The organism is Roseateles terrae (genome assembly GCF_014192155.1).
GTDB classification, from domain to species: domain Bacteria; phylum Pseudomonadota; class Gammaproteobacteria; order Burkholderiales; family Burkholderiaceae_C; genus Roseateles; species Roseateles terrae.
The window spans coordinates 906,797-932,968 of record NZ_JACHXO010000001.1; the positions used below are offsets into that span (position 1 = coordinate 906,797).

23 protein-coding genes and 1 tRNA gene are annotated in these 26,172 nt (G+C 66.0%); 9 read left to right on the forward strand and 15 right to left on the reverse strand.

What is annotated here, in order from left to right:
- Positions 1–88: 88 nt before the first annotated feature.
- Positions 89–1,084: a tripartite tricarboxylate transporter substrate binding protein gene (locus FHS28_RS03740; protein ID WP_088449027.1), complete on the reverse strand. Its 996-nt coding sequence runs from the start codon at positions 1,082–1,084 to the stop codon at positions 89–91.
- Positions 1,085–1,432: 348 nt separating this feature from the next.
- On the opposite strand from FHS28_RS03740, the gene FHS28_RS03745 reads away from it, so the two are divergent.
- A complete protein-coding gene (locus FHS28_RS03745) occupies positions 1,433–3,949 on the forward strand; it encodes a penicillin-binding protein 1A (RefSeq protein WP_221193693.1) in 2,517 nt (838 codons plus the stop codon).
- Between the two features lie 124 nt (positions 3,950–4,073).
- Here the strand turns inward: FHS28_RS03745 and FHS28_RS03750 are convergent, their stop codons facing one another.
- Positions 4,074–5,195 carry a beta-ketoacyl-ACP synthase III gene (locus FHS28_RS03750; RefSeq protein ID WP_088449026.1) on the reverse strand — a complete coding sequence of 374 codons (1,122 nt, stop codon included), beginning with the start codon at positions 5,193–5,195 and terminating at the stop codon, positions 4,074–4,076.
- A gap of 300 nt (positions 5,196–5,495) precedes the next feature.
- Between FHS28_RS03750 and FHS28_RS03755 the strand changes: the two genes are divergently transcribed.
- Positions 5,496–6,473 (forward strand): GMP reductase, encoded by a 978-nt coding sequence (locus FHS28_RS03755; protein WP_088449025.1) that lies wholly within the window; start codon positions 5,496–5,498, stop codon positions 6,471–6,473.
- Positions 6,474–6,613: 140 nt separating this feature from the next.
- Here FHS28_RS03755 and FHS28_RS03760 read toward each other — a convergent pair whose 3' ends face one another.
- The 4 genes from FHS28_RS03760 to FHS28_RS03775 form a co-directional block, all read right to left on the reverse strand.
- Positions 6,614–7,942: a sensor histidine kinase gene (locus FHS28_RS03760; RefSeq protein ID WP_310736731.1), complete on the reverse strand. Its 1,329-nt coding sequence runs from the start codon at positions 7,940–7,942 to the stop codon at positions 6,614–6,616.
- Positions 7,939–8,658, reverse strand: a complete 720-nt coding sequence (locus FHS28_RS03765) for a response regulator transcription factor (protein ID WP_088449023.1) — start codon at positions 8,656–8,658, stop codon at positions 7,939–7,941. The genes FHS28_RS03760 and FHS28_RS03765 overlap by 4 nt, the downstream gene beginning before the upstream one ends.
- A 28-nt stretch (positions 8,659–8,686) precedes the next feature.
- Positions 8,687–9,013: a 4Fe-4S dicluster domain-containing protein gene (locus tag FHS28_RS03770; RefSeq protein ID WP_246409608.1), complete on the reverse strand. Its 327-nt coding sequence runs from the start codon at positions 9,011–9,013 to the stop codon at positions 8,687–8,689.
- 136 nt (positions 9,014–9,149) lie between these two features.
- Positions 9,150–9,821 carry a Spy/CpxP family protein refolding chaperone gene (locus tag FHS28_RS03775; protein WP_184294109.1) on the reverse strand — a complete coding sequence of 224 codons (672 nt, stop codon included), beginning with the start codon at positions 9,819–9,821 and terminating at the stop codon, positions 9,150–9,152.
- Between the two features lie 290 nt (positions 9,822–10,111).
- Between FHS28_RS03775 and FHS28_RS03780 the strand changes: the two genes are divergently transcribed.
- Positions 10,112–12,970, forward strand: coding sequence for a valine--tRNA ligase (locus tag FHS28_RS03780; RefSeq protein ID WP_088449019.1), 2,859 nt, complete (start codon positions 10,112–10,114; stop codon positions 12,968–12,970).
- On the opposite strand, the gene FHS28_RS03785 is transcribed toward FHS28_RS03780, so the two are convergent.
- Positions 12,912–13,889, reverse strand: a complete 978-nt coding sequence (locus FHS28_RS03785) for an NAD(P)-dependent oxidoreductase (RefSeq protein WP_088449018.1) — start codon at positions 13,887–13,889, stop codon at positions 12,912–12,914. The two genes, FHS28_RS03780 and FHS28_RS03785, sit on opposite strands and share 59 nt — an antisense overlap.
- Before the next feature lie 84 nt (positions 13,890–13,973).
- On the opposite strand from FHS28_RS03785, the gene galU reads away from it, so the two are divergent.
- On the forward strand, positions 13,974–14,843 hold the full coding sequence (gene galU / locus FHS28_RS03790; RefSeq protein WP_088449017.1) for a UTP--glucose-1-phosphate uridylyltransferase GalU: 870 nt from the start codon (positions 13,974–13,976) through the stop codon (positions 14,841–14,843).
- Positions 14,844–15,004: 161 nt separating this feature from the next.
- Here the strand turns inward: galU and FHS28_RS03795 are convergent, their stop codons facing one another.
- The 3 genes from FHS28_RS03795 to cysM all read right to left on the reverse strand — a co-directional run bounded on the left by FHS28_RS03795 (position 15,005) and on the right by cysM (position 16,831).
- A complete protein-coding gene (locus FHS28_RS03795) occupies positions 15,005–15,235 on the reverse strand; it encodes a sulfurtransferase TusA family protein (RefSeq protein WP_088449016.1) in 231 nt (76 codons plus the stop codon).
- A 29-nt stretch (positions 15,236–15,264) separates the two neighbouring features.
- The gene (locus FHS28_RS03800; RefSeq protein ID WP_088449015.1) at positions 15,265–15,792 is read right to left on the reverse strand and encodes an NUDIX hydrolase; all 528 of its coding nucleotides are present in this window, start codon (positions 15,790–15,792) and stop codon (positions 15,265–15,267) included.
- A gap of 109 nt (positions 15,793–15,901) precedes the next feature.
- Positions 15,902–16,831 (reverse strand): cysteine synthase CysM, encoded by a 930-nt coding sequence (cysM, locus tag FHS28_RS03805; protein WP_088449014.1) that lies wholly within the window; start codon positions 16,829–16,831, stop codon positions 15,902–15,904.
- A gap of 63 nt (positions 16,832–16,894) precedes the next feature.
- Here cysM and FHS28_RS03810 point away from each other — a divergent pair.
- Together FHS28_RS03810 and FHS28_RS03815 are read left to right on the forward strand one after the other, a co-directional pair.
- Positions 16,895–16,979, forward strand: a tRNA-Leu gene (locus FHS28_RS03810).
- A gap of 274 nt (positions 16,980–17,253) precedes the next feature.
- A complete protein-coding gene (locus FHS28_RS03815; RefSeq protein WP_088449013.1) occupies positions 17,254–17,841 on the forward strand; it encodes a rhomboid family intramembrane serine protease in 588 nt (195 codons plus the stop codon).
- A gap of 64 nt (positions 17,842–17,905) precedes the next feature.
- On the opposite strand, the gene FHS28_RS03820 is transcribed toward FHS28_RS03815, so the two are convergent.
- Positions 17,906–18,835: an SDR family oxidoreductase gene (locus tag FHS28_RS03820; RefSeq protein ID WP_088449012.1), complete on the reverse strand. Its 930-nt coding sequence runs from the start codon at positions 18,833–18,835 to the stop codon at positions 17,906–17,908.
- 140 nt (positions 18,836–18,975) lie between these two features.
- Here FHS28_RS03820 and FHS28_RS03825 point away from each other — a divergent pair, with 140 nt between their 5' ends.
- From FHS28_RS03825 to FHS28_RS03835, 3 genes are all read left to right on the forward strand, one after another.
- Positions 18,976–20,013, forward strand: a complete 1,038-nt coding sequence (locus FHS28_RS03825; RefSeq protein WP_088449011.1) for a CDP-6-deoxy-delta-3,4-glucoseen reductase — start codon at positions 18,976–18,978, stop codon at positions 20,011–20,013.
- A gap of 98 nt (positions 20,014–20,111) precedes the next feature.
- Positions 20,112–20,858: a 2OG-Fe dioxygenase family protein gene (locus FHS28_RS03830; protein WP_088449010.1), complete on the forward strand. Its 747-nt coding sequence runs from the start codon at positions 20,112–20,114 to the stop codon at positions 20,856–20,858.
- Positions 20,859–21,045: 187 nt separating this feature from the next.
- A complete protein-coding gene (locus tag FHS28_RS03835; protein WP_088449009.1) occupies positions 21,046–22,158 on the forward strand; it encodes a Leu/Phe/Val dehydrogenase in 1,113 nt (370 codons plus the stop codon).
- An 82-nt stretch (positions 22,159–22,240) separates the two neighbouring features.
- Here the strand turns inward: FHS28_RS03835 and FHS28_RS03840 are convergent, their stop codons facing one another.
- The 4 genes from FHS28_RS03840 to FHS28_RS03855 are packed head-to-tail and all read right to left on the reverse strand — an operon-like array spanning position 22,241 to position 25,856.
- The gene (locus FHS28_RS03840) at positions 22,241–22,957 is read right to left on the reverse strand and encodes an ABC transporter ATP-binding protein (protein WP_088449008.1); all 717 of its coding nucleotides are present in this window, start codon (positions 22,955–22,957) and stop codon (positions 22,241–22,243) included.
- Between the two features lie 30 nt (positions 22,958–22,987).
- Positions 22,988–23,770, reverse strand: a complete 783-nt coding sequence (locus FHS28_RS03845; RefSeq protein ID WP_088449007.1) for an ABC transporter ATP-binding protein — start codon at positions 23,768–23,770, stop codon at positions 22,988–22,990.
- A 21-nt stretch (positions 23,771–23,791) separates the two neighbouring features.
- Positions 23,792–24,922: an ABC transporter permease subunit gene (locus FHS28_RS03850; RefSeq protein WP_088449709.1), complete on the reverse strand. Its 1,131-nt coding sequence runs from the start codon at positions 24,920–24,922 to the stop codon at positions 23,792–23,794.
- A 10-nt stretch (positions 24,923–24,932) separates the two neighbouring features.
- On the reverse strand, positions 24,933–25,856 hold the full coding sequence (locus tag FHS28_RS03855) for a branched-chain amino acid ABC transporter permease (RefSeq protein ID WP_088449006.1): 924 nt from the start codon (positions 25,854–25,856) through the stop codon (positions 24,933–24,935).
- Positions 25,857–26,172 lie beyond the last annotated feature (316 nt).

Sequence of the window (26,172 nt, forward strand, 5' to 3'; positions counted from 1 at the left end):
GCTGGCCGAGCCCGGACGTTCGACTCCATGCGGGGAACGGCGGCACGTTCCCCCTTCAGACGGCCGAGCCACCGCCCTACGGGGGAGCTCAGCCCTTGCCGGCCAGGCCCATGCGAATCACCGTCGCCCGTTCCGCTTCGAAGGTGCGGGACGCATACCGGGTGTAGGCGTCCGTACTCATGTAGATCACCGGCTGGTAATAACGCTCCAGCGTCTCCAACACCTTGGGGTCATCGAGCGTGCGGTGGAAGGCGTCATGCAACACACGAACCACCGCCGGATCGGTCCCTCGCGGGGCACCGATGCCGAAGGGCGACTCGCTGACCGTCTCCCAGCCGGACTCCCGTACCGTCGGCACCTCCGGGAAGGCCTTGTTACGGTCCCGCCCCAGCGTGGCCAGCAGGCGCAGCTTGCCGGCCCGCACATGCGGGACAAATTCCATGGTGCCGCACATCACCGGCACGTGGCCCCCGAGGATAGCTTGAAGGATTTCGGCGGATCCTTTGTAAGGCACATCCTGCGTCGTGAACCCCGCCTTGTGGGCGAATTCTTCGAAGGCCAGATGGGGCGTCGTCCCCGTGCCGGTATGGCCGTAGGTCAGCTGGCCGGGACGGGACCGCGCCCAGGCCACCATCTCCTGCAGGCTGCGGAACGGCGCGTCCGGCGTGCAGACGATGCCGAAGGTGTAGCCCGTCAGACCGACGACATGCTGAAGATCCCGGATGGGATCAAACGGCATCTTCTGCATGTGCGGCAGGCGATACACGCCCAGCGGCAACTGCGTGATGGTGTAACCATCGGGTTTGGCGGTCACCATGGCGGAAGCGCCCAGGGTGCCGCCGGCCCCGGGCCGGTTTTCCACTACCACCGGCACGCCGAGCTGGCGGGACAGGCTGTCGCCGAAGGCACGCATGACTGCATCGCTGGAGCCGCCGGCCGGCCAGGGGCAGATGAGCACGATGGGGCGAGAGGGAAAACCGCCAGGAGTGCGAGGCTGAGCCTGGGCCTGGCCCACCGCCGGGAGGCCCACCGTCACGCCGCTCAGCAGCGCGGCGGCCCCCGCCATCCATTCACGACGCTGCATGACGCGCCTCCCCGGCTCCGTCGGATCGCCATTTGCCACAGCGCCCCACCCGACGCGCTCGCAGGGCTCGCAGGCCCGTCTGGCACCGGACGCTCGTAATCAGGGGCCAGGAGGACTGCGCGGACCGCGCCGAGCACGATCGGAGCGACAGGGACGATGAACGATGCGTCGGCACCAGCCGCTGAACGGGCGGTGCGCCGGACGGGCGGTTGACCGCTGGTCGGCGCCAGCGCAATAAGTCGGACATTTGTTCTGAATTTGTATGGAGTTCGTGTCCGCCTGTCTCCCCGGGGGGAGATCGGGCGGGGACTGAGGATAATCCCCCGACCCTTGATTCGTGCCCCCCGCATGCAGCTTCTACAAAAATTCCTCCGCCAACTGCTGGACGTCCTGCGGGCCGCCTGGGCCAAGACCGCCCCTCTGCGCCGCTCACTCGCCCGGCTGCCGACCTGGAAACGGGCACTGGTGTGGGGCGGTGCGGCCATGCTGTCGTTCGTGCTGATCATCGGTGGGGCCGCCGCCATCGTCTGGCCGGGCCTGCCGGATCTGTCCCGGCTGGTGGACTATCAACCCAAGCAGCCGCTGCGGGTCTATGCCGCCGACGGGGAGTTGCTGGCCGAATACGGCACCGAGCGCCGTCACTATCTGCCGCTGGACCAGATTCCCAAACAGATGCGCCAGGCGCTGCTCGCGGTGGAAGACACCAACTTCTATGAGCATCAGGGCGTCTACATCCCGGGGATGATCCGGGCGTTTGGTGTCAACCTGTTCTCGTCCTCCCGCAGCCAGGGCGCGTCGACCATCACGCAGCAGCTGGCCCGGGACTTCTACCTGACCAAGCGCAAGCTCTACACCCGCAAGTTCGTCGAGATCCTGCTGGCGCTGAAGATGGAAAGCCAGCTCTCCAAGGACAAGATTCTGGAGGTCTACATGAACCAGATCTATCTGGGTCAGCGGGCCTACGGATTTGAGGCGGCGGCAGAGGCCTATTTCGGCAAGCCGCTCAAGGCCCTGTCCACCGCCGAAATCGCGATGCTGGCCGGTCTGCCTCAAAACCCTTACCGCGCCAATCCGATCAACAACTTCAAGGCGGCCAAGCGGCGCCAGCTGGTGGTCATCAGCCGGATGCAGGACGTCGGCCTGTTGACCGCCGAGCAGGCCCAGGCGGCGCGGGATGAGAAGCTGCAGTTGCGCACCGCCCAGGAACAGCGCCTCCCCTACGGCCAGTATGCGGCCGAGATGGTGCGCCAGCAGATCCACGCCCAGTACGGCGAAGACGCCTACACCCGCGGCATCAATGTCACCACCACCATCCGCATGGACAACCAGGTGGCTGCCTACAAGGCGCTGCGCCGCACCCTGCTCGACTATGAACGTCGCAAAGCCTGGCGGGGCCCGGAAGATACGGTGGATCTACCCACCGACCTGACCGACACCGAACTGGACAATGCCGTCACCCAGGCGCTGGCCGATCATCCGGACAATGACGACCTGCGGGCCGCGGTGGTGACCGAGGTCACCAGCAACCGCATCCGCGCCACCTTGCAGGATGGGGAAGACATCGACCTGAAGGGCGATGGCATCCGCAGCGTGCTGTCCGCCCTGTCCGAGAAGGCCAAACCGAATCTGCGGATCCAGCGCGGCGCCATCATTCGGGTGCTCAAGGGCGCGCCGACCAAGGAATTCCCCAAGGGGGCCTGGGCGGTGACCCAGCCGCCGGAAGCCGAAGGCGCCCTGGTGTCGGTCGAACCCGAGACCGGCCGCGTGCTGGCGCTGGTCGGCGGCTTCGATTTCGCCCGCAACCAGTTCAACCATGCCACCCAGGCCTGGCGCCAGCCGGGGTCCAGTTTCAAGCCTTATTTGTATTCGGGCGCGCTGGAGATGGGTGCCAGCCCCGCCACGCTGGTGGACGATGCGCCGATCACCATCGGAGACTGGTCGCCGCGCAATTCGGACGGTCAATACGACGGCCCGATCACGCTGCGCCAGGCGCTGGCCAAGTCCAAGAACATGGTCACCATCCGGCTGCTGGAGCAGCTGTCGCCGGAGCGCGGGCGCGCCTGGGCCGGCAAGTTCGGCATCGACGTGGACCGTCAGCCGGCCAACCTGACGCTGGCCCTGGGCTCCGGCTCGGTGACGCCGCTGCAGATGGCCAGCGGGTATTCGGTGTTTGCCAATGGGGGCTACCTGCTCAAGCCCTTGCTGATCACCAAGATCACCGACTCGCAAAACCAGGTGCTGTTCCAGGCCGAGCCGGAGAAGCTGACCGAGGACCACCGCGCCATCAGTGAGCGCAACGCCTTTGTCACCAGCACGCTGCTGCATGAAGTGGCCGTGCGGGGCACCGCCTACCGAGCCAGCGCCTCCCTGAAGCGTTATGACCTGTACGGCAAGACCGGCACCACCAACGATGCGGTGGACGCCTGGTTCGCCGGCTTCCAGCGCAAGGTGGCGACGGTGGTGTGGATCGGCTATGACCAGCCGCGTAGCCTGGGTGACCGGGAAACCGGCGGCGGCATCGCCCTGCCCGCCTGGATCGACTACATGCAGGTGGCCCTCAAGGGGGTGCCGACGGCCGAAGTGCCGCCGCCCACCGATGGCAGCGTGGCGCAGATCGAAGGACCGAACGGGCCGGATTGGGTCTTCCAGGAATTCGCCGCGGGCGACACCTGGCTGAAGACGCTGGGAACGATCAGTGAAATGACCACCGATCCGGCGACCGGCGCCCTCCTGCCCGCCGTGCCGGCGTCTGGAGCGGCCTCGGGGGTGCTGGTGCCAGGAGCGGCGAGTGCGGCCGGGCCGGCGCCTCCGGCGCGCCGGAGTTCCGGACCTCCGTCCTCCTGGTTCTCCGGGGACGGCGGCTGAGGCGCCGCACACAGGCGCTCAGCAAAACGGGCGAGTGGCCATGCGGCACTCGCCCGTTTCTCACTGGCTCTCTGGATGAAAAGCCCGGTCCGGTCTGGATCGGGTCAGCGCCCAGCGCTCACCCTCAGCGCTTTTTGACGATCACGCTGCCCACCGAGTAGCCGGCGCCGAAGGAGCAGATGACGCCCAGGTCGCCCGAGCGCAGGTCGGCCCGATGCTCATGGAAAGCGATGATCGACCCGGCTGAGGCCGTATTGGCATAGGTATCCAGGATCAGCGGCGCGATCTGCGCCCCCGCCTCTCCCCCCACCAGCTTTTTGATCACCAGCTGGTTCATGCCCAGGTTGGCCTGGTGCAGCCAGTAGCGGCTGACATCCGTCGGCTGGATGTGCTGGGTGGCCAGATGGTTCTCGATATGAGCCGCGGCGATGGGCACGACTTCCTTGAACACCTTGCGGCCTTCCTGACGGAAGGTTTTGTCCCGGGCGTCCGGATCGCTGTCTTCGGCCTTGTTGGTGAAGCCGAAGTTGTTGCGGATGTTGTTGGAGAACTGAGTGGCCAGATGCGTCCCCAGAATCTCCCACTGCTCAGGACTGACGGCCGTGTCGGCACGTTCCACCAGCACGGCGGTGCAGACGTCGCCGAAGATGAAGTGGCAATCCCGGTCCTTCCACTCCAGATGGGCGGAGGTGATTTCCGGATTCACCACCAGCACGCACTTCGAGGCGCCGGAGCGGACCGCGTTGTAGGCCTGCTCCAGAGCGAAGGTGGCGGACGAACAGGCGACGTTCATGTCAAAACCATAGCCGCCCGCACCGAGGGCGGCCTGGATTTCCACCGCCATGGCAGGGTAGGCGCGCTGCATGTTGGAGGCGGCGCAGAACACGGCGTCCACGTCTTCGGCCTTGCGACCCGCAGCGGCCAGGGCCTTGCGGGCGGCATCGACGGCGATCTCGGCCATCAGCGACAGCTGATCGTCCGCGCGTTCCTCGAAGCGGGGATACATGCGGGCGGGATCCAGCACGCCCTGCTTTTCGATCACATAGCGCTGCTTGATGCCGGAGGCCTTCTCGATGAACTCGACGCTGGAATGGGCCAGCGGCTCCCGCGTGCCGGCGGCAATGGCCTCGGCATGCTGGGCGTTTTGCAGGTCCACATAACGATTGAAGGACTCCACCAGTTCGGCATTGGTGATGACATGGGGCGGCTGATAGAGGCCGGTACCGCTGATGACGACGGAGTACATGGTGGGTGCTGTAGGTCGGCCTTTTGGGGCCCAAGGGTGTTGATTTTAGCGAAGCTGGCTGATCACCTCGCCAGGACCGCCCCATGATGCCTCGTCATCATGGTTCATCCGGGTGGATGACGGTGCACGTTGCACCTTGCGCAGGCTTGTTGCACCGCCATGAAACCAAGGGCAAACCATGACGCGTAGAATGGGTCACCGGGCCCAAATCTTGGGGCCGGGGTTTCCGGTTCCAAGTCAAGCGCTCGCAGCTCAGGGCATGCACTGCATCAACGCATCCCGAATTTGCGACTTTGGACCATGGAAATTTTTGACTACGACAACATTCTGCTGCTGCCCCGCAAGTGCCGGGTAGAAAGCCGCAGCGAATGCGACCCCTCGGTGGAATTCGGCCCCCGGCGCTTCAAGCTGCCGGTCGTGCCGGCCAACATGAAGACGGTGGTGGACGAATCCATCACCGAATGGTTGGCCGCCAATGGCTATTTCTACGTGATGCACCGCTTTGACCTGGACGCCGTGGCCTATGCCCGTCACATGCGCGAGCGGGGCCTGTTTGTCTCCATCAGCGCCGGCGTGAAGGCCGCGGATTACGCGCTGATCGACCGTCTGGCGGCGGAAGGCCTGGGGGCGGACTACATCACCATCGACATTGCGCACGGCCACGCGGACAGCGTGCAGCGCATGATCGCCCACATCAAGCACAAGCTGCCCCAGACCTTTGTCATTGCCGGCAACGTCGGCACGCCGGAGGGCGTGATCGACCTGGAAAACTGGGGCGCAGACGCCACCAAGGTGGGCATCGGCCCCGGCAAGGTGTGCATCACCCGCCTGAAGACCGGCTTCGGCACGGGCGGCTGGCAACTGTCCGCGCTCAAGTGGTGCGCACGGGTGGCGACCAAGCCGATCATTGCGGACGGCGGCATCCGCCATCACGGTGACATCGCCAAGAGCATCCGTTTTGGCGCATCGATGGTGATGGTCGGATCGCTCTTCGCCGGGCATGAAGAGTCTCCGGGCAAGACGGTGGAAGTCGATGGCAAGCTGTACAAGGAGTATTACGGCTCCGCATCCGACTTCAACAAGGGCGAATACAAGCATGTGGAAGGCAAGCGCATTCTGGAGCCGGTGAAGGGCAAGCTGCCGGACACGCTGCGGGAGATGGAAGAAGACCTGCAGAGCTCGATCTCGTACTCGGGCGGCACCTCGCTGACGGACCTGCGCAAGGTCAATTACGTGGTGCTGGGTGGTGAGAACGCCGGCGAGCATTTGTTCATGTGAAGCTGCTGACTTGACGGGTGGGCGGCACCCGCAGGTTGACCACGGACGCAAGCGGGGCTTGCGTCCCTTTTTTCATTGGGCGTGGCCGGCTCGCGCGATGGGTGTGACCCTGATGCCTTGATTCAGTGAGCAGCCGCCGATCAGCGCTCTGAAAAAGTCACCGCCGCTTCCAGGCCGGGCTCGGCATTGCGCAACACCAGGGCGCTGCCGTGCGCCCGCGCCACCAGACGGCACAGCGACAGGCCCAGGCCGACCCCGCCTTCCGCGCGGGTGCGCGCTTCATCCGGGCGGAAGAAGGGCTGGCCCAGCTGCGGGAGCACGTCGGGCGGCACGCCGGGGCCGTGGTCGCGGACCGTCAGGCGCTGGGCTCTCGGGGATCTCGGGGCACTCGGGGCGCTCGAGACGTCCGAACCGCCATCGGCCCCAGTCATGCCGGCCGTCACCGCGGACAGCCGCACCACCACCGGCCCGCGTGCGGCATCGTTGTGACGTAGCGCGTTATGCACCAGATTGCGCAGCAGCAGCTGGACCCGCATGCGATCGACCGGCACCGCGGGCAGCCCCGGCTCGATCTCCAGCACCACCCCAGACTGCGCCTGCTCCTGCACCACAGCGGCGAGATCGCAGGGTGACAGTTGCAGGGCCGAATGGCCACGATCCAGGCGCTCGCTCTCCAGCAGTGCCGAAATCAGATCCCGCATCTGTCCGAGTTCATCCAGCAGCGACACCTTGGAGCTGCCCTCCTCCACCATTTCCGCATGCAGACGCGCCCGCGTGAGCGGACTGCGCAGTTCGTGGCTGATGGCCAGCAGCAAGGCGCGTTTACCGTCCAGCATGGCCTGGATGTCGTCAGCCATCTGGTTGAAGCGGATGGCCAGGTCGCCAATCTCGTCGCGATGAATGACGGGGACGCGGAAGTCCAGTTCCCCGCGCCCGAAGGCTTCCGCGCCGGCGGCCAGCGCACTGATCGGCCGCACGATGTGGCGGATGATGCCGTAGGCCACCCAGGTGAGCAGCATCAGCAGCGCCACCGCCGTCAGTGAGCCCAGCCCCTGGCGGATGACGCCCCAGACCACCAGGCTACTCAGCAGTGTCAGCACCACGAACACCGCAATCAGGCGCGCACCCAGGGAATGCTTGAAACGTGCATGCTGCTGATGCCAGCGGCGATGCCATCGCTGATGCCACCGGTGCCGGGCGCGCATCTGCCAGTGCCACTGACGCCGCCAGTCCGCGCGGCGGTACGCCGGACCTCGACCCTCAGGCCCGGGGAACTCCGGTCCCAGGCCCCCGCGTCCTCCGCCGGGTCCAAAAAACTCAGGCCCGCCCGGTGGCCAGGGGGGGCGTTCGCCGTCCTGTCCCTCCAGATGGCGCATACGGGCCATCCAGGCCAGCTCCCGCATCCGGTGTGCACGCACCTGCTGAGCGCGCCGGCGCGCCTCCCGCTCTTCCCGTCGGCGGTCGCTCACGACATCCGCTCCGGCAGCGCAAAGCAGTAGCCCGCATTGCGCAGCGTCTTCACCGGCTCCACCGGTTCCAGCTTCTTGCGCAGGCGGCTCACCAGGATGTCCACCGCCCGGGTGTACAGGTCGGCCTCCTGCCCGCGCAGGCGGTTCAGGATTTCGTCGCGGGTGAACACCCGTCCCGGCTCCCGCGCCAGCAGGGCCAGCAGTTCGTATTCGGTGCTGGTGAGATCGATCACCCCGAGGTCGGTCCGCACCTCGCGTCGGCTGGCGTCGATCTCCAGGCCATCGAAGCGCAGCACGCCGGGGACCGACGAAGCTGCCGCCGCGGGCGCGGACGCCGGTCCCAGCCGCGTGCGGCGAAGAATCGTCTGCAAACGCGCGGCGAGTTCCCGCGGTTCGAAGGGTTTGGCCAAATAGTCGTCGGCGCCCAGTTCAAGGCCCACCACCCGGTCGGTCAGATCCCCACGAGCGGTCAGCATCAGAATGGGAATCTCCCGCCACCGGTCCTGGCCCGCGCGGATCTGCCGACAGAAGGCGAAACCGTCCATTTCGGGCAGCATGCCGTCCAGGATGATCGCGTCGTAAGGCTCCTGCGCCAGACGCTGGAGCGCCATACTCGGTCGGGTGACCGCGCTCAATTCAAAATCGAAGCGGGCCAGGTATTGGGTCAGAGGCCCGGCCAGGGCCTCGTCGTCGTCGATCAGCAGCAAGCGGTGCATGGTGGGTCCATTGTCCTGTCAAAAGCGGCTAGATCGGCGGCGACCAGGGCTGCCCGGCCGCCCGCGGCTCCCGGCGCACCAGGGTGATGGCCCGCTCCGGGCAGGCGCTCACACAATGGCCGCAGGCCCGGCAGGCGTCCGCATTGGGGGTGAAAGCCTGCTGCCAGCCATGCGCCAGGCCCTTGAGCTTGCCGATCAGAGAAAGAGCGGAACGTTCGTCCCGCGGCAGCACACCGATCTCGAAAACTCCGTAGGGGCAGACCGCCAAACAGTCGGCCTTGCCCTCGCAGCGGTTGCGATCGATGGCCGGGACCAGACGTCCGGGCGGCTGGCGGCAGCTGTCGCCGGCCAGCAGGGCACTGACGCCGGACGGACGCTGGGAGCGATCGGTCTCCCCGGATGACCCAGATGGCACGGCTTGCCTGGATGCTCCGGCAGACCCAGAGGGCTCGGAGCCCCCTGGCGGCAAGGAGGTGTTCGATCCGCCCATCTCAGAACGGCCCCATGGCCGCACCCTCGTCCGAGGCCGGCGTCTGGGGCCGACGCCCGCCGCGGTGACGCAGCCGCCGCATCATGAATCGCAGCGCCTGCTGCTGATCGAAGTCCAGCGCGTCGAAGAAGTCCCCGAACGCCTGGACCAGGGCGGGCACCGCGGTCCGCAGCGCCTCGATCTGGGCTTCCAGCACCTGCTGGGCGGCTTCGCGGGCAAAAGTGTCCGCCTCCACCAGCCGGGCCACCTCCTCGCCATGCATCAGGCCGCGCAAGGCGCGCCGACGGGTGCGGAGCTGGTCCAGCACCTGGGCCAGCGCGGCCTGCTGCCGGTCGCTCAGGTCCAGGAAGGCGGTGACGTGGGCCTGCAGGCGCTCGCCGTGTCGGCCATCGGCGCCAAGGCCCAGGCCTGCACCGAAGCCGGCCCCACGACCCGGGTGGTGGCCTCGCCCATGGCGCGCCCCATGTCCGCCTCCAAAGCCGCCTCCATGAGCCGGGCCGGAGGCAGCCCAGGGGCCGAAGCCACCGTAGCCTGCGAAAGGCCAGCCCCCGGGAGGCAGGGGGCCGTAGGCGCCAGCGTGAGGGTGAGCGCCGAAAGGATCGAACCGGCCATCAAAGCCGTGGTGGTGACGGTGATGTTCATGGTGACGGCTCCAGCGACGAAACAGATGCATGGTGAGAGTCCTTGGTAAAGCCCGGGTGTCCGGGCAGTGAAAACATGTCTGCATGATTCCCGTCGCAGGCGCCGGGCGCATCTCACCGCCGTATCGCTGTTTTTCGTTTTGTATCGCTGTCATCGGCCAAGGCGCGCGCCGTATCCCACCCGTTTGGAGGACTGCGCCGGACCACCTTCCGGCGGGGGTGCGCCCAGGCCCTGCAGCGGCGCCCTGCCCTCTACAATGGCGGTCCACCCGAATTCCTCACTTTCACGTCCGCCTGCCCCTGCTGGCAGGCGCCAGGCCTCATGACCGAACTCGCGAAGTCCTTCGAACCCGCCGCCCTGGAAGCCCATTGGGGACCCCTGTGGGAGTCCAAGGGCCTCTACAAGCCCACGCTGGACCCTGCCCGCGACTCCTTCTGCGTCCAGTTGCCGCCGCCCAATGTCACCGGCACGCTGCACATGGGCCATGCCTTCAACCAGACCATCATGGACTCGTTGACGCGCTATCACCGCATGCGCGGGGACAACACGCTGTGGGTGCCGGGCACCGACCACGCCGGCATCGCCACCCAGATCGTGGTGGAGCGGCAGCTCCAGGGCCAGGGCCAGAGCCGTCATGACCTGGGCCGCAAGAACTTCGTCGCCCGCGTGTGGGAATGGAAGCAGCAGTCCGGCAGCACCATCACCCAGCAGATGCGCCGCATGGGTGACTCGGTCTCGTGGGACCACGAATACTTCACCATGGACGAGAAGCTGTCCAAGGTGGTGGTGGACACCTTCGTCAAGCTCTATGAAGAAGGCCTGATCTACCGCGGCAAACGTCTGGTGCCGTGGGACCCGGTGCTGAAGTCCGCCGTGTCCGACCTGGAAGTGGAGAGCGAAGAGGAAGAAGGCTCGCTCTGGCACATCCGCTATGAGCTGGCGGAAGGTGACGAATCGCTGGTGGTGGCCACCACCCGTCCCGAAACCATGCTGGGCGACACCGCCGTCATGGTTCATCCGGAAGACGAGCGTTATCGCCACCTGATCGGTCGCCAGGTCCGTCTGCCCATCACCGGCCGTCTGGTGCCGGTGATCGCTGACGATTATGTGGACAAGGAATTCGGCACCGGCGTGGTCAAGGTGACCCCGGCGCACGACCCCAACGACTATCAGGTCGGCCTGCGTCACAAGCTGCCGATGATCACCATCTTCACGCTGGACGCGACGGTGGTGGACAGCCTGCCGGAGATTCCCGAGGCCTACCGCGGCCTGGACCGCTTCGTGGCCCGCAAGCAGCTGGTGGCCCAGCTGGAGGCCGACGGCCTGCTGGTGGAGACCAAGAAGCACAAGCTGATGGTGCCGCGCTGCACCCGCACCGGCCAGGTGGTGGAACCGATGCTGACGGACCAGTGGTTCGTCGCCATGAGCAAGCCAGGTGCGGACGGCAAGAGCATCGCCCAGAAGGCCATCGACGTGGTGGCCGACGGCGAAGTGCGCTTCGTGCCGGACAACTGGGTCAACACCTACAACCAGTGGATGAACAACATCCAGGACTGGTGCATTTCGCGTCAGCTGTGGTGGGGTCACCAGATTCCCGCCTGGTTCGGCGAGTCCGGCCAGATCTTCGTGGCCCACAACGAAGATGAAGCGCGCGCCAAGGCCGAGGCCGCTGGCTACACCGGCCCGCTCAAGCGGGACGACGACGTGCTGGACACCTGGTACTCCTCCGCCCTGGTGCCCTTCTCCACCCTGGGCTGGCCCGAGCAAACGGTGGAGCAGGACCTGTTCCTCCCGTCGTCGGTGCTGGTGACCGGCTACGACATCATCTTCTTCTGGGTCGCCCGGATGATCATGATGACCAAGCACTTCACCGGCAAGGTGCCCTTCCGCCATGTGTACATCCACGGCCTGGTGCTGGATGCGCAGGGCAAGAAGATGAGCAAGTCCGAGGGCAACGTGCTGGACCCGGTCGACCTGATCGACGGCATCGCCCTGCCCGAGCTGCTGGACAAGCGCACGCAAGGTCTGCGCCGCCCGGAAACCGCGCCCAAGGTCCGCAAGGCCACCGAGAAGGAGTTCCCGGAAGGCATTCCCGGCTACGGCGCCGACGCCCTGCGCTTCACCTTCGCCGCCATGGCCACGCTGGGCCGCAGCGTCAACTTCGACAGCAAGCGCTGCGAGGGCTACCGCAACTTCTGCAACAAGCTCTGGAACGCCACCAAGTTTGTGCTGATGCAGACCGAGGGGCATGACTGCGGCCTGATGGAGCACACCAAGGAGCAATGCGCCCCGGGCGGTGCAGCGCACGGCTACCTGCAGTTCAGTCAGGCGGACCGCTGGATCGTGAGCGAGCTGCAGAAGCTGGAACAGGTCGTGGCGCAGGGCTTTGCGGACTACCGCCTGGACCTGGTCGCCAACGCCATCTACTCCTTTGTGTGGGATGAATACTGCGACTGGTATCTGGAGATCTCCAAGGTCCAGCTGCAGACCGCGCAGGCCGAAGGCAACGAAGCCGCCCAGCGGGGCACCCGCCGCACGCTGATCCGTGTGCTGGAAACGGTGCTGCGCCTGCTGCACCCGATCGCCCCGTTCATCACCGAAGAGCTGTGGCAGACGGTGGCCCCCATCGCCGGCCGCAAGCAGACCGACTATCTCGTGACCGCCACTTATCCGGTGGCCGCGCCTGACCGCATCGATCCCAAGGCGATGGCGTGGGTGGAGCAGCTCAAGTCGGTGGTGGGCACCTGCCGCAGCCTGCGCGGCGAGATGGGCCTGAGCCCGTCCGACCGCGTGCCGCTGCTGGCCGCCGGTCAGCTGGACTTCCTGCGTGAAGCCGCCCCGCTGCTGCGGGTGCTGGCCAAGCTGGAGAAGGTCGAGCTGATGGACGACGAAGCCGCGTTCGACCAGGCCAGCGCCACCTCACCGGTGCTGGTGCACGGCCAGGCCCGTCTGGCGCTCAAGGTGGAAGTGGATGTGGCGGCCGAGCAGGCGCGTATCGGCAAGGAAATCGCCCGACTGCAGGGCGAGATCACCAAGGCCGAAGGCAAGCTGAACAACGAAAGCTTCGTGGCGCGCGCCCCGGCCGCGGTGGTGGAGCAGGAACGTCAGCGCATTGCCGACTTCACCGCCACCTTGGCTCGACTGCAAGATCAGGCGGCACGTCTGGCAGCGTCGGCCTGAACGCTGGCGGCTGAGGGCTGGGCACGGACAGGATCTCCGAGATCCGCCGTGCCACGCTCCAGGCGGCCCGCATGCGGGACTCCCGCGTGGTGGCCGCCAGCCGCGGCGTCACCTGCAGCCCCGGCACCCCGTGCAGGGGCCGGCCGGGCTCCAGCAGCCCCGGCTCCATCAAGTCCAGCCACGCGGCCAGCAGACGGCCGCCGCTCAGCGCATCCGCCAGCGCCTGTTCATCGAACAGCGCGGAGTGCGAGGTGGACACCAGCACCTGCTCCGGCTTGCAATAGCCCAGCACCCGCTCCCCGATCAGACCGCGATAGCGCGGGAAGTAGCCCAGCTGCACGCTCACCGCGTCCGAGGCCTGCATCAGCTCGCGCAGGCCATAGGGCTCGATGCCCCACTGCGCCCACAGCGGATCAGCATGGTGCAGGCCGGGGTCATAACCGATCACACGCGCACCAAAAATGGGGAGCACTGTGGCCAGTTGCCGGGCGGACGGCCCCAATCCCACCAGGCCCACCGTCGCGCAGCCGAGCTCTCGGCCCACCAGCGACCCATCAAGTGTTTCAATCGGTACGCGGCGCAACAAGGCGAGCAGCGCGCCGATGATGAACTCGGCTTCTGCCGATGCCGTCGCGGTCGGCGCCCGCACGACCTCGATGTTTGCAAGTCGACACGCTTCCGTATCGATGTTCTCCGCACCTGCATTGATGCGGCCCACAGCCCGCAGCCGCGGGGCGTGTTGGATGAGCGGGAGATCCAGGGCGACGGAGGCGGGCAAGAGAATTGCCTGGGCCTGCCGGACCTGATCTCTTAATGCGACCGGATCTGCCGCAAGCTCCGGCGCCACCTGGAGCGGATGGCGTTCGGCCAGCCATTCCAGGATGTCTGCTTCCAGCGGTTCCAGGACGAGCACTGACATGAGGGGATTGGAGATGTTTGTTTGACTTTCTTGCAATGCTGCCATGCAACAATGCCAGCGCAACAACCGTGGGAGTTTACGTAAATGGCCCTGATCAACAAGGCAATCTTTCCCGTCGCAGGTTTGGGGACGCGCTTTCTGCCCGCCACCAAAGCCCAGCCCAAGGAGATGTTGCCGGTGGTGGACAAGCCACTGATCCAATATGCAGTGGAAGAAGCCTATGCTGCGGGCATTCGTCAGATGATCTTCGTGAACGGCCGCAACAAGCGCGCCATTCCCGATCACTTCGACACGGCCTTCGAGCTGGAAACCGAGCTCGAAAACGCCAACAAGCGTGAACTGCTGTCCCTCGTGCGTTCGATCAAGCCGGACGACATGGAGTGCATCTACATCCGCCAGCCGAAGGCCATGGGCCTGGGCCATGCGGTGCTTTGCGCCCAGTGCGTGGTGGTGAACGAGCCTTTCGCGGTGCTGCTGGCCGACGACCTGATGGTCGGCAAGCCGCCGGTGCTCAAGCAGATGGTGGACCAGTTTGCCGAATGGCAGGCGTCCATCCTCGCCGTGCAGGAAGTGCCGGCCGAGCACACCAAGCGCTACGGCATCGTCGCCGGCTCCGCCATCAGCGACCGCCTGATGGACCTGACCCACATGGTGGAGAAGCCGGCACCGGAAGAAGCCCCGTCGCGCCTGGGCGTGGCCGGCCGCTACATCCTGACGCCGGGTGTCTTCCGCGAGATCGCCACGCAGCCGCGCGGCGTCGGTGGTGAGATCCAGCTGACGGACGGCATCGCCGCCCTGATGCGCCGCGAGAAGGTGTTTGCCTATCGCTATGAAGGCAAGCGCTATGACTGCGGCAGCAAGGAAGGTTTCCTGCAGGCCAACGTCGAACTGGCCCTGCAGCATCCGGAACTGGGTGCTTCGTTCCGCGAGTACCTTCAGGCGCTGGATTTCTGAACCACTGGTTCTTGATCCGCTGTCTCCTAAGCCGTTGCATGACGGTTCAGTGACCTAGAAAAAAGGCCACGCAGTGCGTGGCCTTTGTCATTCTTGCTGCAACGCTGTGCGGCGGCTGTGCGCCGCATGCGGCATGCACCGCCGCTGGCCAGCGCCGGTGATCAGCGACGGCGCAGCACGTGGATGAACTCCTCGCCTTCCGTGACCTGCTCGACCAGCTCATTGCCGGTCTGGCGGGCGAAGGCCTGGAAGTCGCGATTGGAGCCGGGGTCGGTGGCGACCACCTTCAGCAGCTGGCCGCTTTCCATTTCCGCCAGGGCCTTCTTGGCCTTGAGGATGGGCAGTGGGCAGTTGAGCCCGCGTGTGTCGAGTTCCTTGTGGATGGTGTCCATGGATCAATCCTTGTCGCAGGCGATCGATTCTACGACCGGGGCGCCATCCAGCGCGGCTCCAGCCCCTGGCCGCGCAGCCAGTCGGCCAGCGCCTGACCGGTGCCAGCCGGCCAACACTCGAGTTGCTCGGGCGGTGTGAGTGTGTAGTCCACCAGTTCGGGTGAGAGCTTCACCGCCCCACGGGCGGGGACGTGATAGGCGATGAGCACCTGGTTCTTCTTCTGGAAATCGTAGACACCGATCAGGGTGCAGCCGAGGGCTTCCAGCGAGGTCTCTTCCAGCACCTCGCGGCGAATGCCCTCTTCCGGCGTTTCGCCCGCTTCCATGAAGCCGGTGATGAGACCGTAGAACGGCATCGGCCAGGCGGCATTGCGGGCCAGCAACACCTGGCCCTGCTGGTCCACGCACTGCACCACGGCGGCCAGCACTGGCGTCGGATTGTTCCAGTGGGTGAAGTCGCAGGCCGGGCAGCGCAGGCGGGTCTTGGGGCCGCCGTCTTCCGGCAGCTCGATCCACTGAAGTTCAGTGGCGCATTGAGGACAGAACCGGAAGGTCATGGGCGGGGGCGCTCCAGATCAGGATGAAGAACTCCGCGGAAGGCGCCGCGGAGCGCGGTGGCGTGGCGTGGCGTGGCGTGGCGTGTCGACGGCGCAGCTTGCCTGTGAATCAGGCCGGGAAGACGCCCGTGGACAAATACCGATCGCCGCGGTCGCACACCACAAACACGATGGTGGCGTTGCTCACATGGCGCGCGGTCTGCAGCGCAACCCAGCAAGCGCCTGCGGCGGAGATGCCGGCGAACAGGCCTTCTTCACGCGCCAGGCGCCGTGCCATGTCTTCCGCATCGGACTGGCTGACGAGCACCAGCTCGTCCACGGTCTCAGGGCGGTAGATCTTGGGCAGATACGCCTGCGGCCATTTGCGGATGCCGGGGATGCGCGAGCCTTCGGACGGCTGTGCGCCGATGATGCGGATCTCGCTGTTCTGTTCCTTGAGGAAGCGGGACGTGCCGGTGATGGTGCCGGTGGTGCCCATCGCGCTGACGAAGTGGGTGACGCGGCCCTGGGTATCGCGCCAGATTTCCGGGCCGGTGGTCTCGTAGTGGATGCGCGGGTTGTCGCTGTTGCCGAACTGGTCGAGCACCCGGCCCTTGCCGTCCCGCTGCATCTGCTCGGCGAGGTCACGGGCGTATTCCATGCCGCCGGAACGCGGGGTCAGGATGAGTTCAGCACCAAAGGCCTTCATCGTCTGCGCGCGTTCGATGGAGAGGTCTTCCGGCATGATCAGCACCATGCGGTAGCCGCGGATGGCGGCGGCCATGGCCAGCGCGATGCCGGTATTGCCGGAGGTGGCTTCGATCAGCGTGTCGCCGGGTTTGATTTCCCCGCGTTCTTCGGCGCGGCGGATCATGCTGATGGCAGGCCGGTCCTTCACCGAGCCGGCCGGATTGTTGCCTTCCAGCTTGGCCAGCAGCACATTGCCGCGCGCGGCCAGCTCTGGGCCCAGCACGCGCTGGAGCCGAACCATCGGCGTGTTGCCGATCACATCCTCCAGCGTCGGATAGCTGGGTCCCTCGAAAGCAGGTGCGTCACTCATGGGCCGCATTCTCTCAGTGAGCCTATGGCTTTGCATGGCATAATGGCTTTCTTTTCTGACGTCGCCCGGATGGCGAAATCGGTAGACGCAGGGGACTCAAAATCCCCCGCCGCAAGGTGTGTCGGTTCGAGTCCGACTCCGGGCACCACACGACGCAGAAACTGTGGCCGCAGCGATGCCGGCCCACCATCCCCAGCTCTTTGCGGCCTTCTCTTTTCGGCCTTCTCTTTTCGGTCTTCTCTCTCCGGCCTTCGCTTTTCGGCCTTCTCTTTTCCGAATTCATCCGCTCGTCCTAGCACAGCGAGAATTGCCCGGAGATCGCCCCGGTCGCACCTGCCCGGCGCCCATCGACCGCACGGGCCGGCTCTGCTCCCGGCTACACTGTGTTGCGGAAATTTCCCGACGCAGGAGCCATCGGACCAATGCCATTCATTCCTCCGGTCACCAAAGCCTTGATGCTGCTGTGCGTCGGCCTCTTCTGTCTGTTCAGCCTCTTGCCGCAACTCGCGCCCTTGCAGAATGCACTGGCCTTGTGGCCGTTGAACACCGGTCTGTTCAACGTCTGGCAGCCGCTCACTTACGGGTTCCTGCATGGCGACCCGCTGCACCTGTTTTTCAACATGCTGGGCCTGTGGATGTTCGGCTCGGAGCTGGAAACGGTCTGGGGCGGCAAGCGCTATTCGCAGTTGCTGGCGGCCAGCGTGCTCACAGCGGCCGTGGCGCAACTGGTCTTCACCCTGGTCGTGGGCACCGCAGCGCCGACGGTGGGCATTTCCGGCGGCCTCTTCGGTCTGCTGCTGGCCTATGGCCTGATGTTCCCGGACCGGATCATCATGCCGCTGTTCCCGCCCATTCCGATGAAGGCCAAGATCTTCGTGGCCATCTTCGGCGCGCTGGAACTGCTGCTGGGCATCACCGGTTCCACCGGCATCGCCCACTTCGCCCATCTGGGCGGCATGCTCGGCGCCTGGCTGATGATCAACTACTGGCGCGGCGGCCGCCGTCGCTGACCCGCTTTGCACGCCCCTGGCGTTCAGACGCCTGGGGCGGGTGCGCTTTCAGCGGGCAACGCGCTCACCGACGCCTTGTTTCAGCCAGCGCTTCCTCGAGCGCCTCGCGCGGCGTCGGGTACTTCAGCTTCAGTCCCAGCTCGCGGGTCAGGCGGCGGTTGATCAACCGGCGCGACTCGCCCAGGAAGCTCATCTGCATCGGTGAAAAGTGGCTGGCGGCTTCGTCCCGCGCAATGCGCACCGGCACCGGCAGGCCGCTCATCTGCGCCACCATCGTGTAGTAATCCCCCATCTTCATTTCACTGCTGTCGCTGGCGTGCACCACGCGCTGCGGGCGGCCTTTGAACAGCGCGCGCAGGCAGGCCCGCGCCAGATCGTCGGCATGAATGTGGTTGGTGTAGACATCGTCCTCCGGTCGCAGTACCGGCATGCCGCGGGCGACTCGGTCGCGCGGGTCGCCGCCGTCGCGGTCCAGGGCATAAATGCCGGGCACGCGCAGGACGGTCACGGCACAACCACTGCGCCGCCCCCAGGCGCGCAGTTGGGCTTCCGCATCCACCCGTCGCCAGGCCCGGTCGTTGCGGGGATTGACGGTGCGGGTTTCGTCAAACTGCGCCCCGCCACAATCGCCGTACACGCCGGTAGTGCTGGCATACACCAGATGCAGCGGCGGCGCCTGACGCGACAGCGCTTCCAGCAGGTGACGGGTACGCCCGTCCTGATGGCCCTCGCGTCCCGGCGGCGCGAGGTGCAGCACCCGATCCGCCAGTCCGGCCAGCCGCGCCAGCGTGGCGGGTTCATCCAGATTGCCCACCAGCGGAATCGCCCCGAGGGCGCGCAGTTCCGGCACCCGCGCCGCCTGACTGGTCAGCGCATAAACCGTCCACCGGCCTTGCAGCAGACGCAAGACGCGCTGCCCGACATCTCCGCATCCGACGATCAACAGGCGCTCGCGACGCTGGCGGGTCTGACGGGAAGTCGTGTTGTGGAACATGAAAGCATCGGGAGGTCTGAGGAAGCCGCGAGTGTAGAAGCGTCCACGGGCCCGCAAGGACGCGGGGCATCAGGCAAAATGGCGGATTGGCCAGGTGCTGCCTGGCGTGTGTTTTCTTTTTGCCTCACCTCTTTGCCATCATGAGCTTTCAGGTCACCGTCCTGCCCAGCGGCCGCGTCTATTCCGTCGATGACGACGAAACCCTGCTGGGCGCCGCCATCCGCCAGGGCATTGGCCTGCCCTACGGTTGCAAGGACGGCGCCTGTGGCTCCTGCAAGAGCAAGCTGGTGGAAGGCAAGGTCACGCACGGCGAGCATCAAAGCAAGGCCCTGTCAGATGAAGAAGAAGCGCAAGGCTTCGTGCTGACCTGCTGCGCCCGCCCGCATACCGATTGCACTGTGGAAGCCCGTACCGTGCCGGGCGCCGGCGAGTTCCCGGTGCTCAAGCTGCCCAGCCGCGTGCTGACCATCGAGAAACCCGCGGCGGACGTGGCTGTGGTCCGGCTGCAGCTGCCGGCCAATCAGCAACTGCAATACCGCGCGGGCCAGTACGTCGAATTCATCCTGCGGGACGGCGCCCGCCGCAGCTATTCCATGGCCAATGCACCGAGCCGCCTGGGCACGCCGCCCGCCATCGAACTGCACATCCGCCACATGCCGGGCGGCAAGTTCACCGACCATGTCTTCGGCGCTCTGAAGGAAAAAGACATCCTGCGCATGGAAGGCCCCTTCGGCAGCTTCTTCCTGCGCGAGGACAGCGACAAGCCCATCCTGCTGCTGGCCTCCGGCACCGGCTTTGCGCCGATCAAGGCCATCATCGAGCGGCTGCAGGACGAAGGCATCACCCGCCCGGTGCATCTGTACTGGGGCGCCCGCGCCCGCGCCGACCTGTATCTGCACGATTGGGCCGAGCAGGCAGCCGCGGCGATGCCCAGCCTCACCTATATCCCGGTGCTGTCCGAGGCCAGGGCGGAAGATGGCTGGACAGGCCGCACCGGCTTCGTCCACCAGGCCGCGATGGCGGACTTCCCCGATCTCTCCCACCATCAGGTGTATGCCTGCGGCGCGCCGATCATGGTGGAGTCTGCGCAGCGCGATTTTGTCGCGCAGTGCAAGCTGCCGACGGAAGAGTTTTACGCGGACGCCTTCACCTCCGAAGCGGACAAGCACGCCGCCTGAAGCGGCGCTGATCTGGCGCACCTGCTGGCCGCACAGACAAATCCCGACTGTCGTCGCGGAGGGTGCTGGAAGCGGCCGGCCGGTCCATACTGACGGTCATGAAGCATTTCCCGCCGCCCTACTCCAGTGCCGCCCAGTTTGAGCAGCAGCTCTCCGATCTGGGTCATACGGTCATCGCGCCGGAGAGTCTGACGCACTGGCTGCACTGCCAGGCCAACGACCTGCGGCAACTGCAGACCTACTGGAACGACCTGCCCCCGGACACCTACCTGCGTGATGGCGGCCGCTACCGGTTCCGCCGCCACAGCAGCTTCGTCGTCGACGCGCAGGCGGATCCGGCGGTGCGTCTTGCGCCGCACCGGGCCCACTGGCAGCCTCTGGACTACAACGCCTTGCACGGCGGCATCGAACGCATGTTCGAGCCGATGGCGCCCGCTGCCATCGACCTCCCCATCTGGCCCCGCTTGCTGCTGGGCCTGGCGAGCGTCGCCGACCGCCTCAAGGGCGCCCGCCCCTGGTTCGTTGAAGCGCACCAGTTCCGCATCGACACGGCGGGCGGCATTGGCCGGCCGACACCCGAGGGCGCCCACCGCGACGGCGTCGATCTCGTCGCGGTCTTCATGCTGAGCCGCAGCGGCATCAAGGGTGGCGAGTCCCGCGTTTTTGAGGCGGACGGTCCCCGCGGCCAGCGCTTCACGATGATGGAGCCGTGGACCCTGCTGCTGCTTGACGACGAGCGTGTCATCCACGAAACGACGCCGATCCAACCCATGGATCCGCACCACGCAGGCCACCGGGACACCCTGGTGGTGACCCTGCGCGCTGACTCGTTCATGGGACCTTGACCGTACAAAAACCTCCCCAAGCGATGCAAAAGTTGCATCAGCCGCCACTCACCGAAGCGCCCCGGAAAACCGGCATCTCCTACACTTCCGACACCCGCATCGCGCCACAAGCGCCCCCGCGGCCTCCCGGCCCGACTTCCCGCAAGCCTGGCCATTTCTTCAAAGCATCACAAGTGCAGGCCCTCGTATGAACGCCCTCACCGACATCGCCCGTGCTCTGGCAGCCGGCGCCACTGATTCCCTCCCCACGTCGCTTTTTGGTCTGCCCGACCAGGCTCCGCATGAGCAGGTGCTGCTGGCGGCCGATCCGGAAACTGGCCTGCGCGCCATTCTGGCCGTGCACAGCACCGCCCGCGGCCCGGCCTTTGGTGGCTGCCGCTTCTGGAGCTACGACAACGAGCTGGCGGCACTCAACGATGCCCTGCGCCTGTCCCAAGGCATGAGCCTGAAGAATGCCCTGGCCAACCTGCCTTTTGGCGGTGGCAAGGCGGTCATCATCAAGCCGGCGGGCGACTTCGACCGCCCCGCGCTCTTCGCCGCCTTCGGCCGCGCCGTGCAATCGCTCAACGGTGCCTATATCACCGCTGAAGACGTCGGCACCACCACCGCCGACATGAAGGGCATGATGGCCACGACGCAGTACGTGTCCGGCATCCCCCGCGAAGGTGCCTTTGGTGGCGACCCCAGCCCCAAGACCGCTTTCGGCGTCTTCGTCTCCATCGACGAAGGCGTGCGCCGCGTCATGGGCCGCGACTCGCTGGAAGGTGTGCGCGTCGCCCTGCAGGGCCTCGGCGCTGTGGGCTGGCACCTGGCCGAATACTTGCACAAGGCCGGCGCCAAGCTCGTCGTCGCCGATGTCAACGCTGAGAAGGTCAGCCGCGCCCAGGCCGAATTCGGCGCCACGGCCGTCAGCGTCAGCGACATCCTTGGCGCGGACGTCGATGTCGTCGCCCCCTGCGCCCTGGGCGCCGTGCTGAACAGCACCACCATCCCGGCCCTGCGCGCCCGCCTCATCGCCGGCGCCGCCAACAACCAGCTGGCCACCGCCGCCGACGGGGACGCCCTGCAGGCCCGCGGCATCACCTATCTGCCGGACTACCTGGTCAATGCCGGCGGCATCATCAGCGTCGCCCGCGAATTCCGCGGTGAAGGCGAAGAGACCGCAGTCATGAACGAAGTCGCGCAGATCCGTGGCCGCGTGTCCGAACTGCTGGACCGCATCAAGACCAGCGGCCAGACCCCCGCACGCGAAGCCGACGCCTGGGCGCGCTCGCTGCTGGTCAAGCCGGCCAAGGCCTGATGAATCCGCCGCGCAGACGGCGGTAGGAGACAAAAAGAAAGGGGCTGCCCATAGCGGGCAGCCCCTTTTGACGTTGGTGCGACTATTCGCCGAGGTAAGCCGCGCGCACCTTCGGATCGCTCAACAGCGCACGGCCTTCGCCCTGCATCGTCACCAGACCCGACTCCATCACGTAACCGCGATTGGCCAGCTCCAGCGCCCGGCTGGCGTTCTGCTCCACCAGCAGCACGGTCACGCCCTGCTGGTGAATGTCGTTCACCACCTCGAAGATCTTGTCCACCATGATCGGGGACAGGCCCATCGACGGCTCGTCCAGCAACAGCAACTTCGGGCGCGCCATCAGCGCACGCCCCATCGCCAGCATCTGCTGCTCGCCGCCTGACATGGTGCCCGCCAGCTGGCTGCGACGCTCCTTCAGACGCGGGAACAGCGCGAACACCTTCTCGATGTCGTCCTGGATTTCCTTGTCCCGCCGGATGTGCGCGCCCATCTGCAGGTTCTCGGTGATGGTCATGCGGGTGAAAGTGCCGCGGCCTTCCGGCACCATCACCAGCCCCTGCTTCACCAGGTCCCAGGCCCCCCGGCCCTTGATGGACTGGCCCAGGAACTTCACATCGCCAGTCTGCAGTCCCTGCAGCCCGGTGATCGCCTTCAGCGTTGTTGTCTTGCCCGCGCCATTGGCGCCGATCAGGCTCACCAGCTCGCCCTGTCGCACCTCGAAATCCACGCCCTTGACGGCCTGGATGCCGCCGTAAGCGACTGCCAGCCCCTGGACCTGGAGCAGGATGTTGTCTGCCATCTTGTTCGTTTCCTTGTCAGTCTGGCCGCGTCAGTGCGCCGCATGCGCCGCGTGGGCGCCCAGGTAAGCCTCGATCACCTTCTCATTGCGCTGCACGTCTGCCGGCGTGCCTTCCGCAATCTGCTTGCCGTAGTCCAGCACCGTCACCCGGTCGCACAGGCCCATCACCAGCTTCACATCGTGTTCGATCAGCAGGATGGTGCGGCCGTCATTGCGGATGCGGTCGATCAGCTCGCGCAGCACCACCTTCTCGGTGGCGTTCATGCCGGCGGCCGGCTCATCCAGCGCAATCAGCTTCGGGTCGGTCGCCAGCGCACGGGCAATCTCCAGGCGGCGCTGGTCGCCGTAGGACAGGGTGCGGGCCTTGAAGCGGGCATAACGCCCGATGCCCACATAGTCCAGCAGCTCCTGCGCGCGAGCGGCAATCGCCGCTTCTTCCGCCTTGAAACCCGGTGTGCGGAAGACCGCACCGAAGAGTCCGGAATGGGTGCGCACATGGCGGCCCACCATCACGTTCTCCAGCGCCGTCATGTCGGCGAAGAGACGGATGTTCTGGAAGGTCCGGGCGATGCCGGTCTTGGCCACCTGATGCACCGCCTGCGGACGATACGGCTGGCCGCCCAGCTCAAAGGTGCCAGAGTCCGGCGTGTACAGGCCGGTGATCACATTGAAGAAGGTGGTCTTGCCGGCACCGTTCGGGCCGATCAAGCCATAGACCTGGCCTTTTTTGATGTCCAGACCGACTTCGGACAGCGCCTGCAGGCCGCCGAAGCGCTTGGACACACCAGCCACTTTCAGTACGGATTCACTCATGGGTTCTTGCTCCTGCGGGTGTCACTGGGCTGCTTTGGCGGCGGCTGCGGCGGCGGCCGCTTCATCCGCCTGCGACTTGCGCAGCACTTCGCCATGGTCCTTGGCCGGCCACAGGCCGCGCGGACGCACCAGCATGATCACGATCATCGCCAGCGCAATCAGCAGCTGACGCAGGATGGCCGCATCCAGGCGACCATCGGTCATCTGCTGCAGCGGGCCGGCGACATAACGCAGCGCCTCCGGCAGCGCGGCCAGCAGCAGCGCACCGACGATCACGCCCGGGATGTGGCCGATACCGCCCAGCACCACCATGGCCACGATCATCACCGACTCCTGCAGGCTGAAGGACTCCGGCGACACAAAGCCCTGGAACGCACCGAACATCGAGCCCGCCACGCCGCCGAAGGTGGCGCCCATGCCGAAGGCCAGCAGCTTCATGTTGCGGGTGTTGATGCCCATCGCCTTGGCGGCGATTTCGTCTTCACGGATGGCCATCCAGGCGCGGCCGATGCGGGAGTTCTCCAGGCGATAGCAGATGATCACCGAGCCGATCACCAGCGCCAGGAAGAGGTAGTAGTACATCGAGACCGACTGGACATTGAAGCCGAGGATCTCGTGCGACTTGCTGAACTCGAAGCCCAGGAAGTGGATGCCGTCGATCTGGCCGATGCCGCGCGGGCCGTTGGTGACGTTCAGCGGATATTCCATGTTGTTCAGGAACACCCGGATGATTTCACCGAAGCCCAGCGTGACGATGGCCAGGTAGTCCCCGCGCAGCTTCAGCGTGGGAGCGCCGAGCATCACCCCGAAGAAGCCTGCAATCAGCGCCGCCAGGGGAATGACCACCAGCAGCGGCATGTGCAGCCCTTGCGGGAAGGAGGCAGCGATGTGCTCGAAGTTGTCGGTCAGATGCGGACTGTTGAGTAGCGCAAAAAGATAGGCGCCCACCGCATAGAAGGCGACATAGCCCAGGTCCAGCAGACCGGCATAACCGACCACGATATTCAGCCCGAGGGCCAGCAGCACATACAGCAGTGCCAGGTCGATGATGCGCACCGGCGCATTGCCGCCCTGCTGCGCCACCAGCGGCAACGCCAGCAGCAGCACACCCGCAATCAGGAAAACAAACAGCTTGTTCTTTTGACTTTGCATGTTGGGCACCTCAGGCTCGATCGGCCACGCGCTCACCCAGCAGGCCGGACGGTCGCAGGGTCAGCACCAGGATCAGGGAGAGGAAAGCGAAGATGTCGGAGTAATGGCTGCCCAGCACGCCGCCCGTCAGGTCGCCGAGGTAGCCGGCGCCGATGGCTTCGATCAGGCCCAGCAGCACCCCGCCCAGCATGGCGCCGGAGAGGTTGCCGATGCCGCCCAGCACGGCGGCGCAGAACGCCTTCAGGCCCGGTGTGAAGCCCATGTCGTGCTTGACGGTGCCGTAGTTGGCGGCCCACATCAGGCCCGCGACGGCGGCCAGTGCGGCGCCGATGACGAAGGTCATCGAAATCACCGCATCGGGCTTGATGCCCATCAGCGAGGCCACGCGAGGGTTCTCCGCGGTGGCGCGCATGGCGCGGCCGACGCGGGTGTGGTTCACCAGGAAGACCAGACCGGCCAGCATCACCACCGTGACCACCAGAATGACGATCTGCGTCATGGTGATGGTGGCGCCGAAGACGGGGATCGGGTCATTCGGCAGCAGCTGCGGGAAGGACTTGGGATTCGGCTTCCAGATGATCATGGCCAGCGTCTGCAGCAGCAGCGACATGCCCATGGCCGTGATCAGCGGCGCCAGCCGCGGCGCATTGCGCAAGGGCCGGTACGCGATCTTTTCAATCACAAAGTTGAGCAAGGTACACACGACCACCGCGCAGACCAGCGCGACAAGCATGAGCGCCCAGCCGGGCAGGCCACTGTCGGCCAGCACCGTCACGACGGTCCAGCTCACGATCGCCCCGACCATCAACACCTCGCCGTGCGCGAAGTTGATCAGGCTGATGATCCCGTAAACCATCGTGTAGCCCAGTGCCACGAGCGCATACATGCTGCCCAGCACCAGACCATTGATGATCTGCTGAATAAGTATCTCCATAAGGCCCCAGCAATCTGTTTGAAGAACGCGTCTTGGAATGACCGGCGCAAAGGTGCAACCCTCGTGCCAACCGGGACGTTTCAAGGGTATTCACCGACCGAAATCCCCCTGGGGACCCCGCTCGATGCGATGCTTGCAGTCTCGGTGACGCCAGGGTGGGCGAAAATCCGCACAAACCGCCTCAACTTCTGGGCGATTCCCCGCCAGTCCCCGCCATGAGTGGACGTGGGCTGCACGAAGGTCGGTCTTTTCGGCACACTTGCGGCCCTGAGCTCCTCCGCCACACTTGAGTGGCGGCGGGCTCGTGTGGCGGTCA

Bases quoted from the DNA above. Each gene is read 5' to 3' on its own strand.
- FHS28_RS03740 (WP_088449027.1), bottom strand. From the start codon at position 1,084: ATGCAGCGTCGTGAATGGATGGCGGGGGCCGCCGCGCTGCTGAGCGGC.
- FHS28_RS03745 (WP_221193693.1), top strand. From the start codon at position 1,433: ATGCAGCTTCTACAAAAATTCCTCCGCCAACTGCTGGACGTCCTGCGG.
- FHS28_RS03750 (WP_088449026.1), bottom strand. From the start codon at position 5,195: ATGTACTCCGTCGTCATCAGCGGTACCGGCCTCTATCAGCCGCCCCAT.
- FHS28_RS03755 (WP_088449025.1), top strand. From the start codon at position 5,496: ATGGAAATTTTTGACTACGACAACATTCTGCTGCTGCCCCGCAAGTGC.
- FHS28_RS03765 (WP_088449023.1), bottom strand. From the start codon at position 8,658: ATGCACCGCTTGCTGCTGATCGACGACGACGAGGCCCTGGCCGGGCCT.
- FHS28_RS03775 (WP_184294109.1), bottom strand. From the start codon at position 9,821: ATGCATCTGTTTCGTCGCTGGAGCCGTCACCATGAACATCACCGTCAC.
- FHS28_RS03780 (WP_088449019.1), top strand. From the start codon at position 10,112: ATGACCGAACTCGCGAAGTCCTTCGAACCCGCCGCCCTGGAAGCCCAT.
- FHS28_RS03785 (WP_088449018.1), bottom strand. From the start codon at position 13,889: ATGTCAGTGCTCGTCCTGGAACCGCTGGAAGCAGACATCCTGGAATGG.
- galU (WP_088449017.1), top strand. From the start codon at position 13,974: ATGGCCCTGATCAACAAGGCAATCTTTCCCGTCGCAGGTTTGGGGACG.
- FHS28_RS03795 (WP_088449016.1), bottom strand. From the start codon at position 15,235: ATGGACACCATCCACAAGGAACTCGACACACGCGGGCTCAACTGCCCA.
- FHS28_RS03800 (WP_088449015.1), bottom strand. From the start codon at position 15,792: ATGACCTTCCGGTTCTGTCCTCAATGCGCCACTGAACTTCAGTGGATC.
- cysM (WP_088449014.1), bottom strand. From the start codon at position 16,831: ATGAGTGACGCACCTGCTTTCGAGGGACCCAGCTATCCGACGCTGGAG.
- FHS28_RS03815 (WP_088449013.1), top strand. From the start codon at position 17,254: ATGCCATTCATTCCTCCGGTCACCAAAGCCTTGATGCTGCTGTGCGTC.
- FHS28_RS03820 (WP_088449012.1), bottom strand. From the start codon at position 18,835: ATGTTCCACAACACGACTTCCCGTCAGACCCGCCAGCGTCGCGAGCGC.
- FHS28_RS03825 (WP_088449011.1), top strand. From the start codon at position 18,976: ATGAGCTTTCAGGTCACCGTCCTGCCCAGCGGCCGCGTCTATTCCGTC.
- FHS28_RS03830 (WP_088449010.1), top strand. From the start codon at position 20,112: ATGAAGCATTTCCCGCCGCCCTACTCCAGTGCCGCCCAGTTTGAGCAG.
- FHS28_RS03835 (WP_088449009.1), top strand. From the start codon at position 21,046: ATGAACGCCCTCACCGACATCGCCCGTGCTCTGGCAGCCGGCGCCACT.
- FHS28_RS03840 (WP_088449008.1), bottom strand. From the start codon at position 22,957: ATGGCAGACAACATCCTGCTCCAGGTCCAGGGGCTGGCAGTCGCTTAC.
- FHS28_RS03845 (WP_088449007.1), bottom strand. From the start codon at position 23,770: ATGAGTGAATCCGTACTGAAAGTGGCTGGTGTGTCCAAGCGCTTCGGC.
- FHS28_RS03850 (WP_088449709.1), bottom strand. From the start codon at position 24,922: ATGCAAAGTCAAAAGAACAAGCTGTTTGTTTTCCTGATTGCGGGTGTG.
- FHS28_RS03855 (WP_088449006.1), bottom strand. From the start codon at position 25,856: ATGGAGATACTTATTCAGCAGATCATCAATGGTCTGGTGCTGGGCAGC.